This window comes from Aeromonas sp. 600479 (assembly GCF_049175515.1).
GTDB classification, from domain to species: Bacteria; Pseudomonadota; Gammaproteobacteria; order Enterobacterales; family Aeromonadaceae; genus Aeromonas; species Aeromonas veronii_A.
On record NZ_JAAKVF010000001.1, the window covers coordinates 282496 to 296123 of the forward strand.

Annotated in this window: 11 protein-coding genes; 1 reads left to right on the forward strand and 10 read right to left on the reverse strand. The window is 60.0% G+C overall.

The window, feature by feature from the left end; genetic code table 11:
* Positions 1 to 69 precede the first annotated feature (69 nt).
* Genes hybE through hybO form a run of 6 tightly spaced genes read right to left on the reverse strand, consistent with a single transcriptional unit; the run spans position 70 to position 6183 of the window.
* A complete protein-coding gene (gene hybE, locus G5149_RS01255; protein WP_064337830.1) occupies positions 70 to 609 on the reverse strand; it encodes a hydrogenase-2 assembly chaperone in 540 nt (179 codons plus the stop codon).
* Positions 591 to 1121 (reverse strand): HyaD/HybD family hydrogenase maturation endopeptidase, encoded by a 531-nt coding sequence (locus G5149_RS01260; protein ID WP_064337829.1) that lies wholly within the window; start codon positions 1119 to 1121, stop codon positions 591 to 593. Before G5149_RS01260 ends, hybE begins: the two co-directional genes overlap by 19 nt.
* Positions 1121 to 2824 carry a hydrogenase 2 large subunit gene (gene hybC / locus G5149_RS01265; RefSeq protein WP_421211232.1) on the reverse strand — a complete coding sequence of 568 codons (1704 nt, stop codon included), beginning with the start codon at positions 2822 to 2824 and terminating at the stop codon, positions 1121 to 1123. Before hybC ends, G5149_RS01260 begins: the two co-directional genes overlap by 1 nt.
* Entirely contained in the window at positions 2821 to 4008 is a 1188-nt protein-coding gene (hybB, locus tag G5149_RS01270) for a Ni/Fe-hydrogenase cytochrome b subunit (protein ID WP_021230238.1), read from the reverse strand. The genes hybC and hybB overlap by 4 nt, the downstream gene beginning before the upstream one ends.
* Positions 4001 to 5047 carry a hydrogenase 2 operon protein HybA gene (gene hybA, locus G5149_RS01275; RefSeq protein WP_201991513.1) on the reverse strand — a complete coding sequence of 349 codons (1047 nt, stop codon included), beginning with the start codon at positions 5045 to 5047 and terminating at the stop codon, positions 4001 to 4003. The genes hybB and hybA overlap by 8 nt, the downstream gene beginning before the upstream one ends.
* 2 nt (positions 5048 to 5049) lie before the next feature.
* Entirely contained in the window at positions 5050 to 6183 is a 1134-nt protein-coding gene (gene hybO / locus G5149_RS01280; RefSeq protein ID WP_005345182.1) for a hydrogenase 2 small subunit, read from the reverse strand.
* 1235 nt (positions 6184 to 7418) lie between these two features.
* Between hybO and G5149_RS01285 the strand changes: the two genes are divergently transcribed.
* Positions 7419 to 8492 carry a GGDEF domain-containing protein gene (locus G5149_RS01285; protein WP_421211456.1) on the forward strand — a complete coding sequence of 358 codons (1074 nt, stop codon included), beginning with the start codon at positions 7419 to 7421 and terminating at the stop codon, positions 8490 to 8492.
* A 44-nt stretch (positions 8493 to 8536) separates the two neighbouring features.
* On the opposite strand, the gene G5149_RS01290 is transcribed toward G5149_RS01285, so the two are convergent.
* The 4 genes from G5149_RS01290 to G5149_RS01305 are packed head-to-tail and all read right to left on the reverse strand — an operon-like array spanning position 8537 to position 13615.
* Positions 8537 to 9673 (reverse strand): glycosyltransferase family 4 protein, encoded by a 1137-nt coding sequence (locus G5149_RS01290; RefSeq protein ID WP_374811211.1) that lies wholly within the window; start codon positions 9671 to 9673, stop codon positions 8537 to 8539.
* Positions 9670 to 10944, reverse strand: a complete 1275-nt coding sequence (locus G5149_RS01295) for a glycosyltransferase family 4 protein (RefSeq protein WP_421211235.1) — start codon at positions 10942 to 10944, stop codon at positions 9670 to 9672. The genes G5149_RS01290 and G5149_RS01295 overlap by 4 nt, the downstream gene beginning before the upstream one ends.
* Positions 10941 to 12308, reverse strand: a complete 1368-nt coding sequence (locus G5149_RS01300) for an O-antigen ligase family protein (protein WP_421211237.1) — start codon at positions 12306 to 12308, stop codon at positions 10941 to 10943. The genes G5149_RS01295 and G5149_RS01300 overlap by 4 nt, the downstream gene beginning before the upstream one ends.
* Positions 12296 to 13615 (reverse strand): lipopolysaccharide biosynthesis protein, encoded by a 1320-nt coding sequence (locus G5149_RS01305; RefSeq protein ID WP_421211239.1) that lies wholly within the window; start codon positions 13613 to 13615, stop codon positions 12296 to 12298. The genes G5149_RS01300 and G5149_RS01305 overlap by 13 nt, the downstream gene beginning before the upstream one ends.
* Between the last annotated feature and the right edge of the window lie 13 nt (positions 13616 to 13628).

Below are 13628 nucleotides of genomic sequence, written 5' to 3' on the forward strand. Positions count from 1 at the left end.
TCTGAACATGGGAGTGAGGGGCCAAAATGGCCCCCTATTCTAAACTTGATTTCGCGTGAAACCTAGCGACTATGCCGGTTGACCGCGCCGGGCACCTAATAGCCGTCTGCGACCCAGATCCACGCCGCCAGCCCCTTGTTGTACCGGCAAGGAGAGCAGCATCTTGAGGGTGCTGCTCACCAGTGCTCGCCCCTCCCCGGCCCCGAGATGGGGATCGAGCGGCGACATCAGGGAGCAGGCCAGCAGCTGACCACTTTCGGGCAGATCACCCACCATAAAGGTCATGTTGCCGCAGGGGAGCTGCAGGGCGAGTCGATCGCTGCTGCTGCGCACCGGCCAAAGCTGATCCGGCCCCGGCAGCACCACCACGCTCAGCATCCAGGGGGTGAGCACACAGCCAAGCCACTGACCTTCAAACAGCACGCACTCCGCCACTATGGGCATGTCCGGGTGATAGAAGGGCAACGCCTGCATCTCTTCGCGAGCGATCCGCTCGTACTGGGCTACCAGCAGAGGCGCAGGATTGCTGGCAAATCCGGCAAACTCCTGTGCCGTCTCCGGTACTATCTCCAGCACTCTATCAACCTCGCTTAAATGGGACTGCGCCATAGGCCCTCCCGCGCTTGTTCAGCTTTCTCCTGCTCAGAGAGCGGGATGGCAGGGGCACCGACACTGGCCAGCAGGGTCAAGATCCGATCCGTCGCCTCCCCCATGGCCGCCGCCACCACAGGGGTGAGGCCGATGCGGGGCTCGAGGGATTCGGGTTCTATGCCGATCAGAGTGAGCCGCTTGGGCGACTCCCCCGTCATATGCAACGCCGAGAGCACGTCCGCCAGCCCCAGCTGATGGGGGGAGATCTTGCGGCCAAACAGGGTCGGGATCTCCTCATCTTTCAGAGTCACTACGGTGCCCGGCGGATTACCGCTGCGCACCGCATCCGCCAGAATGATGTGATCGCGACTGGCCATCGCTTCGAGCAATTCCATGCCGGCGGTACCGCCGTCGAGCAGCTCGATGCCGGGGGCGAAACGGTAGTTGCGCCCCAGCGCCTCGACGATGCGAACCCCTACCGCCTCATCGCTCAACAGCAGGTTGCCGACGCCCAAGATCAGGATGTTCATCACAACACCTTCACCTGAGTTGTTTCGCCATTCTGGGTATCCACCACGTGCACCGCGCAGGACATGCAGGGATCGAACGAGTGGATGGTGCGCACCACCTCCAGCGGTTTGGCGGGATCCGCCACCGGGGTGCCCACCAGCGCCTGCTCGTAGGGGCCGGGCTCGTCATTGAAGTTGCGCGGGCCCGAGTTCCAGGTCGATGGCACCACCGCCTGATAGTTCTCGATCTTGCCGCCCTTGATGACGATCCAGTGGGAGAGCATGCCACGCGGCGCCTCTTCAAAGCCCACTCCGCGAAACTCTTTATCCGACGGGATCTCTGCCTTGATGTAGGCGGTGGTGTCCCCCTTGCCGATGTTGTCCACCAGCGCCTTCCACTGGTGCGCCAGGGTATCTTTGAGCACGCAGCAGCGCACCGCTCGACCGATGATGCGACCCATGGTGGAGTGCAGCTGTTCAGTCTTGATGGCAGAGCCGGTGAGCGCCTTGTAGATGCCGTTCAGCTGATCGAAATGCGCCACCGTTTCCGGGTGTTTGGCGGCGAGCTTCACCAACAAGTCTGCGAGCGGCCCCACCTCCACCACCTTGCCGTAGAAGGTGGGGGATTTGACCCAGGAGTATTTGCCGTCATCCTGCCAGCCGGTGTAATTAGGCTCGGTTTTGCCCTCCCAGGGTTTGAGGGGCTCGTCATCCTTGTACCAGGCGTGCTTGTTGCTCTCGGCGATGCCGTCCATCAACCAACCATCCTGATGACTCTCGATGGGGCGATAACCCGCCAGATTGCCATTCTCGATATAGCCGCCCGGCATCAGGAAGCTGCCGCCGTTGGCGTCGGTGGGGAGCTCCGGCACGCTCAGGTAGTGCTTGGCCCCCTGCCCCAGATGCAACCACTCGGGGTAGTGGGCGGCTATGATGGCGGCATCCACCTTGTAGACCTGCTCGATAAACTCGCCGAGCCGGTCGATAAAGCTCTTCACATAGAGCAGCCGCTCCAGGTTGAGCACGCTCGGTGCATCCAGATTGATGGGGTTGGCCACGCCGCCCACCGCCAGATTCTGGATGTGCGGGCTCTTGCCCCCCAGAATGGCGACAATGCGGTTAGCATCGCGCTGGCACTCCAGCGCCTGCAGGTAGTGGGCCACGGCGATGAGGTTCACCTCCGGGCTCAGCTTCATCTCCTTGTGACCCCAGTAGCCGTTGGCAAAGATGCCAAGCTGGCCGCTCGCCACCAGGGCGCGGATTTTATCCTGCACCTTGGTCAGTTCATCGGCACTGTTGAGGGACCAGGTTGATACCCCCTTGAGCATGTCCGCCGCTTTTTGCGGATTGGCCTCAAGGGCCGCGGTGATATCCACCCAGTCCAGCGCGGAGAGCTGGTAGAAGTGGACGATGTGATCGTGGATGTTGTGGGCCGCGATGATGAGGTTGCGGATAAACTGGGCGTTGACCGGCACCTTGGCGCCGATGGCGTTCTCCACAGCCCGCACCGAGGCAATGGCGTGAATGGAGGTACATACCCCGCAGATGCGCTGCACTATCATCCAGGCATCGCGCGGGTCGTTGCCCTTGACGATCTCCTCCATCCCGCGCCACATGGTGCCGGACGACCAGGCTTTGGTCACTTTTCCGCCTTCGATTTCGCAGTCGATACGCAGGTGCCCCTCAATGCGGGTGATGGGGTCTATGGTGATACGTTGGCTCATACGTTGGCTTTCCCTCGGGCCTGATAATCTTGGTGAACACGTTCAAGTGATGGCAGTACCGGCAAGAGCCGGATCAACAGCAAATAGGCACACACCTCGATGGCAACAAAGCCCAGAGAGATCAGCACCTCCTCCGCAGAGGGGAAGTAGTGGTAGCCATTGCCGGGGTTGAAGGCGAGCAGGGAGTAATCCAGCCGCCAGAGGGCGGCGCCCAGCAGCATGCTGAGGGCCCCCAGGAACAACATGCGCGAATCCCGGCGGCTCTTGTCCCAGTGGAACACCAGCAGCGGGAAGATCATCAGCGCAATCTCGCTCCAGAACATGATGGAGAAGCGATTGAACTCGGAGAGATACTCCGACTTGTCGTGGATGACGATCTCGGCAAAGCGCAGCGCCACAAACAGGATCAGGAAGATATCGATCACCTGGGTCAGTTTGTAGAAGAGCGACTTCTCGTTGGGGCCCCGCCCCGCCAGTCCCGCCTGCACCAAAGAGCCCTCAAATACCACGATGGAAAAACCCATGATGAAGGCGGTCAGCAGCGAAAAGACCGGCAGCAGCTCGTAGCTTTGCCAGAGCGGATGGATCTTCTCCCCCGCGACGATCATCAAGGAGCCCATGGAGGATTGGTGCATGGTGGGCAGCAGAGCCCCCAGCGCCAGCACGAAGAACATGATCTTGTTGAGGCGAATGAGTGACGCCTTCCAGCCGAACTTCTCCAGCAGCACGGGCGCAAACTCCAGCGCCATCACCCCGATATAGATGGTCATGCAGACCGCCGTCTCGAACAGCACCGAGGAGGTGTTGAAATGACCGGGCAGATAGAAGTACGGCAGGTTCCAGTAACGCCCCACGTCGATGGTGATGGAGAGACCACCGAGCGAGTAGCCAAACAGGCTAGCCAACAGGGCCGGTCGCACCAGCGGATGATACTCGCCCCGGTTGAACACATAGACAGCCCAGGCCAGCGCCCAGCCGCCGCAGGCGAAACCGGTACCGATCAGCAGATCGAACGAGATCCAGAGACCCCAGGGGTAGCCGCCATTCAGATCGGTGACCGAGCCCAGCCCGAAGACGAGGCGTTTTAAAATCAACATGCCGCACAGCACGGCAAAGGGGGCCAGCACCAGCACAGGCCAGCTGACCAGCTTGCCGCCGAGGGGATAAGCCTTGTGATTACTCATGATCCTTGCCTCCCTTTGTGGTGCCCTGATCCTTGATCTGCGCCCTCCCCTGATCATGGCCATCATCGTGATGATGATCGTGACCATTCTTGGTATTGCGGCGGATCAGCACCGAGAGGCCGGTCAGCACCACCATGGGCAGCACCATCCCCTTGTAGAGGGTGTGCTGGATATGCTCGGAGCGGGCACCGGAGGAGAGCTCCGGCAAGTCGGGCATGTCGAGCTTGGTGTAGGGCACCCCGGCCAGCACCAGCACCTGGGTGCCGCCCCCCTCCTTCTCGCCATAGACGTAAGGCTGGTAGTTGGGCACTTCGTGCAGGTAGGGGTCGTTGGCAGAGAGGGTCTGGCGCGGATAGGCATATTCGCTGCCAGGGGTCGCCAGCAGGCGGCGCTTGGCCTCGGCCATCAGCTCCTCGCGGGTACCGAAAATCACGGCGCCGGTGGGGCACACCTCGACACAGCCGGGCAACTTGCCCTGATCGATCCGCTCAAGCCCCTTCTGGTTGCAGAGCTCGCACTTGTGGATCGCCCCCAGCGGATTGTCGTAGTCATATTTGGGCACATCGAACGGGCAGCCCACCATGCAGTAGCGACAGCCGGTGCAGACGCTCGGGTCGTAGTGAACGATGCCGGTCTTGGGATCTTTTTTAAGAGCCTGCACCGGACAGACAGAGACGCAGTTGGGATCGACACAGTGCATGCACTGCTTCTTGATGTAGGCGTAGCCATCCACCAGCTGATCCTTGTGCTCGCCAGTGCCGCTCTTCCACACCTGAATGATGTTGTTGGTGTAGGGGGTCAGCTTGTCGTTGTTGGACCAGGTTTGCGCCCCGGCTGGATTGGCCGGGTTGCCGTTGAGGCGCTGACACTCCGCCACACAGGCCTGACAGCCGACGCAGAGGGTAGAGTCGTAGAGCATGCCGAGCGCGCCGGGAATGGGCGGCTTGTTCTTGGCCGCCGCCAGTGCGGTGCCAGGTACGGCTGTGCCCGCCGCCAGTGCACCGACGGAGGCAAATTTGAGGAAGTTTCGTCTGTTCACGGTTACTCCTCCCGTGATGGGTGCTGCCCGGCTTCGTGGCGTTTTTGCTGGCGACCGAGTTCACGCACCGTCATCAGACTCACCCCCACCAACACCCCGAGGGCGCCACCAATAAGGCCGGTCGCGGTGGGCGAGGTATAGCCCCCCTCCTGAATTTTCACGTCGGGTTTATCCACCCGCGGGGTCGGGTTCTCGACCTTGGCGAGCTGGAAGATCCCCTTGCTAAAACCGACCCCCTGCTCGTTGCAGCCATAACAGGGGTGACCGATGCCGACCGGCCAGATACCACCGCCCACATCGCAGAACTCCAGAGTCGAGCAGTTGCCGTAGGTCTCCGGCCCTTTGCAGCCAAGATGGTAGAGACACCAACCCTGACGGTGACCCTCATCACCAAACTCCTTGGCAAAACGTCCTGCGTCGAAGTGCGGACGACGCTCGCAGTTCTCGTGGATCAGCCGCTCATAGGCAAACAGCGGGCGCTTCTTGCTATCCAGGGCCGGCAGCTTGCCGTAGGTGATGTAGTAGGCAACCGTGGTGAGGAAGTTGTGGGGATTGGGCGGGCAACCCGGGATATTGATGATGGGAGTACCGATATTGCCCAGCGCCTCTTCCAGACTGACGGCACCGGTCGGGTTGCCACCGCTGGCAGGCACACCGCCCCAGGCGGCGCAGGAGCCGATGGCGATCACCGCAGCCGCGTCGGCGGCAGCACGGCGAATATGGTCGACGATAGGCTCACCGGCCACCATGCAGTAGACGCCACCATCTTTCAGCGGAATGGAGCCATCCACTACCAGCACATACTTGCCTTTATAGCGCTTGATGGCGTTGTGCTTGTTCTCTTCCGCCTGATGACCAAAGGCCGCCGAGAGTACCTCGTGGTACTCCAGCGAAATGGTATTGAGGATCAGGTTCTCGATGGTGGGGTGCGTGGCGCGCAGCAGCGATTCGGTACAACCGGTGCACTCCTGCGCCCCAATCCAGATCACCGGCGGCCGTTCGGGGCTGGTGAGCGCAGTGGCCATCTTGGCGACAGCATGCTGACTTAATCCCAGGGTTGCGGCCATCCCGGCACACAATTTCATAAAATCACGGCGATTAATCCCATGAGCCGATAAAAAATTATCCTCGACCATTCTACTTATTCCCGTAGTGAGCACTTGTTTGATAAATGCTTAATAGCGGAAATGCTAAGGACTCACCCACCCTGCAGTATTGATCTCTATCAATTTCGACCGGCTTACCCCTATTTTCATCGCGAGCCACATCACAAACAAAATTAATTACCCCCAAAGAGATATTTAGCAACTCCGTAAATTTTATGAACTTAATTGGATATTAAATAATTAATCACCGCATATCCTCTCTTTCACTGTGAGCCAAATTAACATGATTGAAATCTTGGCTATACCGCTCATTTAACAATACTGATGCCCGCCCATAAATGATCCATTGAATATATCTTTACTCATCTCATTGCATATTCCATACAGTCATTTACGGGCAACCTCCTGACTTGCCTCCCCACACCAGAGCGGTCTCACGGCCAGCTGCCACCGGTAGCAAGCACGGCCTGCACGGCACGGTTTACCTGCATGTCACTTGGTTTCAGTTTGCATTTTACCTGCGCTTCAGTGCGACACGTTCTACTGTGAGCCCACACAGCACAACCCCGCTTGGCCTCCCTGCCCGTTTAACACAGGTTAATGAAAAGATGCCGCCGAGGTATGCATATCAGTATGACCTCCCCCACTCTTTATTGTCTTGGATGCTGGTGAGTAAAATATCGCGCTCACGGATATGTTTACGCATCATCGTGAATCTGCATTCAAATCATTGGAGAGAGAAAAGGCAAGGTGGAAGGCTGCCTGCAACATAGTGTACATATTTAACTCGCGATGCATTCGCTCACCCAGTTACAGATGTTACCGCCCACCCTCACACTATTTACCTTCACGTCACCCTGCGTAATTAACCAGAGCGTAAATATCCATCTCCATCGATATAGATGATAATTATTCTTGTTCAATAGCAACCAAAAGAAATGAGTTGAGATGACGATGAACATGACAAACGATAAGGGTGTTAATCATCAGCCAAGCAGTGGCTCCAGCCACTACCTTGCCTGATCGAACTCGAACTCGTTGACAGCCCTGCTCCACCTCGTGAAATGCAGCCAGCAGCGGCCGCCGTTGCAGAGAGAAACCTCCCCCTGACTGCCTCTGATAACCACGCCATGGAGCCTTGTTTCTGGCTGGCCCTACGGACACTAGCCAAGTGCGGGAATTGAACATAAAAACGAGAAAAATCAAGATAGATAGCCAATTAAAATGACATAATTGACTATAGTTCAATCGAACGTTTGAAAAACGTGACCACTTCACATGGGCCCAGCGCAATGACCACTGAACGGGAACAGTTGATCCGCTCACTGTTTGATGAGTACATCGAGCTGTATTCATCACGGGATGATCGGCTCACCACTCGGTTTAGCGACAATTTCAGCGGTTTTGCCGGCAGCAGTGATGTTCTGGTTACCGATAGGGATGAGTGGATCCGGATAACCCGCCGCGATTTTGCCCAGATCCCGGGCAGGATCCGCCTGGAAACACTCGATGTGACCCTGCAAGATCTGGCCGCTGATGTGGTAGCAGTCACCGCCTTCTTTCATATCCATCTACCGAAATCAGAACCTATCCTCTCCCGCAGAACCGCCAGACTGGTATTGATTTTTCGACACGAAGCCATGGCGTGGAAAATTGCTCACAGCAGTATCTCCATCCCTTACAGTGCGGCTCGGGAAAGCGAAATTTACCCGATGACCAGTCTGGAGGAGCGCCAACATGAGCTGGAGCTCATTATCGAGCTCAGAACCAAGGAGCTGGCGGAAGCGAACCGGAAACTGGAAGCGCTCAGCAATACCGACGGGCTAACCAATATCGGTAACCGTCGTCTGTTCGACAACTCATTAAACCAGGCCTGGGAGCACTGTATTCAGACAGAGATGCCGATTGCGCTCATCATGCTCGACATCGATCATTTCAAGCAGTTCAACGACCTCTATGGCCACGTTGCCGGTGACGAGTGCCTTCGATTGCTGGCCCATACCCTGGCGCAATCCGGGCGCCGCTCGGGGGAGTTGGTGGCTCGCTACGGTGGAGAGGAATTTGTCATCCTGTTGCCACATGTCGAGCGTCAATCCGCCTACGAGATTGCCCAACATATCCAGCGGCTGATTTTTGCACTCGCGCAGCCACACGCACAGAATGCCACCGGTCTGGTGACCGTTAGCATGGGTGTCGCCTGCCTCAGACCATCGAGTCAATGGCAGCCATCTGAACTGGTAAAACTGGCTGATGCTGCGCTCTACACCGCCAAATCATCCGGCCGTAACTGCATCAGAGTGGCGGAGTCACCCAGCCTTCCGCAACCAGTCTGCCCATAAGTCCCTCATACGCCCCCATCCTCCCCACGGGGAAGCACTGCGCGCTAACCATGCACGGCAAGGCTCAACGCATCCCATCGCAACATACCTTCCCACTGATCCAGTGTGCTTTGATAGGTATCCGCCGCGTTGTAATGGACCATGGCATGCAGGCGGGCATGATGGCCAAGTCGCTTGACCACGTCGGGCATGGCATTGAGGCTGGCCAGCACCCGCGCCAGATCGCCGGGATCGTTTGGCTGATATTTGCGGCAATTCACGTCATCGGTGAGGTGTCGATCCCACCAGGCGCCATCGGCCGGGATCACTACACATAATCCCGCCGCCATGGCCTCCAGAATGGAGAGACCAAAGGGTTCCTGATGACTGGTGGAGACAAAAATGCCGCATTGAGATCGGATCTCGTCAAGATTGGCGGGGTTGGCATACCAGTGCGTGTCTGGCAGCTGTGGCTGAGGCTGGCTACAGGGCTGCAGCGTGCCCTTGGGCTGCAGATAGCACACCATCAGCTCGGGGCGAGCGTCAGGGATCAGTTGATGGGCGGCCAGCATGGTCTCCAGCCCCTTCCAGCGCAACAACGAAGCCGCCCACAAAATGCGGGGACCACCCAGGGTCGCTTTGGGCCAATCAATCTCGCTCAAACCATTGGTAAATGGCTGCCAGTGTGACGGGAACTCGGTCTCGCCAAGCCGGGCCAGCAATGCCGCCAGGGAGCTGCGGGTTGATTCGAGATAAAAGACAAAACTCGCCCGTTGTAAGGCTCTGGCAGAGAGCCCCGAGCACCCCACAGGGCCATGGATCAGCTGAACCACCCGGCACCGCAACCAGCGGGCAGCCCAGTAACAGCAGAGATCCACCCCAGGCCCGGACGCCGCCACCAGGCACTTCACCTCCCCCAGACGCAACACCAGCCAGAGGATCAGCAGGGTCTGCCACCCCTGTTTGAGCAGATAGCCGATGCCGGACTCCCGCCCCTTCAATATGTGGGGCAGCCAAAGAGGATGATGCTGACAACGGGACCAGGAGTCGGGATCCTGGGTCAACACATGGCATGTGAGCCCGGGCATCCGTTTGGCCAACTCATCGAGCAGCACTTCGGTCGCAACCTTGGAGCCCCCGCGAAACGGGATAGGATCCACAACGATGATCTTTCCAAACACCGGCTCAGTTTGCATGCTCATCTTGCTGCTCCCTTACGGCGACCAAACCCCAGTTGCACTTTTTGCGCCACTTTTGCCATCCCACTCGCCAGCATATTGCGCCCTCTGGCAAGGAGTCGTAGCCCCGCCCAATGCATGAGTGGTCGGAAGGGTGTGGGGGCCGTGGCGTGCCAACGACCGGCCAGCGCGGCGTCCCACACCGCCGTGACCCCGTCAACGTAGCGCGCCACCGTGAACAACTGTGCAGCACGCAACTTAGCGGCCCGCCCCATTTCACATCGGCGCTGCGGATTGCTCAATTGCCGCCAGTGATCAGCCATCTCGGCCCAATCCCCCGGGGTTGCCAGCAAGCCGGTCGCCCCCTCCTCCACCACTTCGGGGATGCCGCCCACCCGATAGGCACTGACCGGAAGCCCCAACATGCCCGCCTCCGCCAACGTCAGACCAAACACCTCCTCACGGGCTCCGGAGACCAGCAGATCCACCCCGCCTCGCAAGATAGCGGCACTGTCCGGCCGCTCGCCGAGAAAGTGGACACGCTCGGCCACCCCGAGCTCGACAGCCAACGCCTTCAATGCTTCCCGCTCCGGGCCGCTGCCAATGATCAGCAACTGAGCCTCCTCCCCCGATGCCATCAGGGCAGCCAGCGAGCGGATCAGCAGATCAATCCCCTTGCGTTTGATCAATGAGCCGACGGTTGCGATGATCATATCCCCCGGTGGCAAGCCCAGCATGCCGACGACCGGCCAGTGAGCACCGCCATTCAGGCGAGCGGCATCCACCCCGTTGGGTATCCGGATCAACCGCTCGGCCGTGCAGCCATCCTGGCGCCACCCGGTCAACACCGGCTCGCTCACCCCGATCAGCACGCTTGCCTGATGAACCCGCAGGCTGAATCTGTCTCTTGGCTGGTAACGGGCATGGAGGTGGCACACCAGCGGTACCTGCAACGCCCGACAGATCCCCGCCAGCCACTGACAAGGAGCCGCGCTGTTGGCGTGCACCAGCCCAATCTGCCGCTCGGTGATGAGCTCTCTGGCTCGCCGGGAGAGGCGTCGATGGGCCGCAAGATCAAAATGGGGCGCCTGCCATCCCAGCAGCAGGCTGAACGGCTCGACCATGGTTTCTACCCCGAGGGTGGCCACCTCTGCCGCCAGCGTCGGGCTATTGCACCAGAGCAAGGGCGTAAAGCGGCTGCGATCGAGGTGGGCCAGCAGATCCAGCAGGCAGCGTTCGCTGCCGCGGATCCAGTCCTCTCCGTAGTGAACCAGCAAAACAGGGGTTGCGTTCATCCTCTTGCTCCCTTTGGTGGCACTGCCGGCAACCGGGTTGCCGCCTGCTGCACGTACTTGATGGCGGCGACGGCCAGCGCCAGCTCCAGATAGATGGGCCAGGTAAAGCCCTGAGTCAGGAAGGATCCCGAAATCACAAACCCCACCATGCTGGCCATCACCCCCTGCATCGCCGTGATCACTGCAGGAGGCATGCCAGCAAGCTGGCAACGCCAGCAACTGCGCAGGGTCACCGTCACCATGCCGATAAACAGCGCCAGCCCGACAAAGCCGGTTTCAGCCAGCACCCCGAACCAAGTGGAGTGCACCGCATGATTGAGTCCATCCCAATGGGGGCTGTAGAAGAAGTAGTTGTAATAGAAATTGGACAAGCCCACCCCCACCAGCGGATGGCCCAGCGCCATGCCCCAGGCTGCTTGCCAGGCGTAGATCCGCCCCATGGCCGAGGCATCGACCCCGCTCTCGGCGGCACCGCCAGATGCCCGATCGCTGATCCCGGCGGCGGCAAACAGCACCACCAGTGCGACCATCCCCATCGAGATCAACAGGGTTTTCGACTTCACCCGCTGCCAGGCAAACAGGCCGCTGACCGCACACACGCCAAGCAAACCACCGCGGCTCTGGGTGGCGATAATGGCGGCGGCGGTCAGCGCAAAGCCGAGCCCACCCAGTAAACGCCCCCCCACCCCATTGCCCTGATTGAGCAGCAAGCTCAGCGAAAAACCGGCAGGAAAGAGCAGCACCAACGCCAGATCGTTGGGATCCCCCAGCACAGAGCCCAGCTCGCGCCCTATGGTCACCCGGGTCCCCTCCACCAGCCCGATCCCGCTCGCCTTGTTGTAGAGGGCCACCAGCGCCACCAGACAACCCGCCACAACAAAAGTGCGCACCGCCAGCGCAAAATCCCCCGGGGTGCGCACCAGCCAGGCGGTGGCCAGGGTCATCAGATAGATCTTGCTGTAGCTGCCGGTCCAGGTGGCGATCGCCTCGCCCCGGTTGCTGGCAAACAGCACACCGATGGAGACCATCACAAAGAAGGCCGTCAGCCAGCTCAGGGCAGGACTCCAGTAGGGCTTGATCCGGCCGGTCAGCAAAATGTGCCAGACCAGCGCGCCGATGGCAGCCAGCGAGAAGAGCAGCGGGATCTTGAGGGGATAGAGCTGGGGGAACACCTCATGCAGTCGAAAAAAGGAGAAGGTGACAAACCCCAGCACCATCAAGAAGGGCCAGCGCAGGGCAAACCAGATGGCGGGAATGGCAAGGCCGAGCACCGGCAGCAGCAAGGGATGGGGCAGCCGCCACCAGAGCAGGGCCAGCACCAGACAGATGGTGCTTGCCCAGATGGCTGGCGTTAGACGAGCCATGATCCTGCCCACCATTGGCCGAGCCAGACCATCGCCAGCGCCCCGAGCGAACTGGCCCAGAGGGTCGAGAGGCGATACGGCAGCGGCAGCAACCGCTGGCTCACCAGATAAAAGGCCAGCGCCCGCACCAGATAGACCAGCAGCAGGGTCCAGATCACCCCGGCAACCCCGAAGGGGGGGATGGCGAGCAGAAAGCCTGCCACCCCAAGGGCGCTGCAGCCCAGATTGATCACCATCTGGGCATTGCTCTTCTCGCCGCTAAAGCAGCCGACATTGAGCAAGTCCGAAACATTGCGCACCGCCATACCCAGCACCAGCAGCGGAATATAGGCAATCGCCCCGTGATAGCTCTCCGGGGTCAGCCAGCGAATGAGCAAGGGGGCGGTGAGCCCGACAATCCCCGCGGTAACAAACCCCAGTACCGACCCCATCACGCTGTAGTGGGCATTGAGTCGCAGTCCATCCGGTTCGCGCAGCAGCATGAAACGGCGGGGATACCACCAGAGGGCAAAGGGTTGCAGCAACAGCCCCACCGCCAGCGCCAACTTGCCCGCTACGGCGTAGTAGGCGAGCAGCGCCTCACCCACCACATCGGCCAGCAGCCAGCGATCCAGTCCGCTCAAGGCAAAACCTGCCAGCCCGCTCACCACCAGGGGCAATCCATAGCGCAGCAGCGGCCGATAGTGCTGCCAGTCAAAGCGGATCCCGCTATCTCGCCACTGCCAGAGGCTCAGCAGCAGCGCCAGTGCAACGCAGGTCAGGGTGCCGGAGGCCAGCACCCCGCTCACGCCCCAGCCGAGCCAGAGCCACCAGCCAGTCAGCAGGGACTGGATCACCGCCTTGCCTGCGGTCGCCACGAAAAAGAGCCGCGCCTGATTGCGCATGCGCAGCCATGCCAGCGGCACGCCGATCACCCCTTCAAACGGCAGGGCGCAGAGCACCCAGCGCACATCCGCAAGGCGGGTTTCCACCGGCAGCCAGGCTTGCACCAGAGGTGCCAAGAGCCAGAGCAGCACCAGACTGGCCAGGGCGATCAGCCAGACCAGACCAAACATGCGGGCCACCACCTGCTGGCGCTCCTGCTCATCTTTCGCCAATCCGGCAAAGCGGTAGAGGGCATCCACCAGCCCGAAGCCGAGAATGAGGGAGCCCAAGTTGATGAGGGTCAGCAGCACCTCCAGCTGGCCGTATTCACGAGGCTGCAGCTGATGGGTCAACACTGGCAGCATCAGCAGGGAGATCCCCTTCATCAGGAGCAAGCCGCCGGCGTAATAGAGCATGGCAATCTGGTTCACACCAAGTTTCATAGGGCCTCCCAGC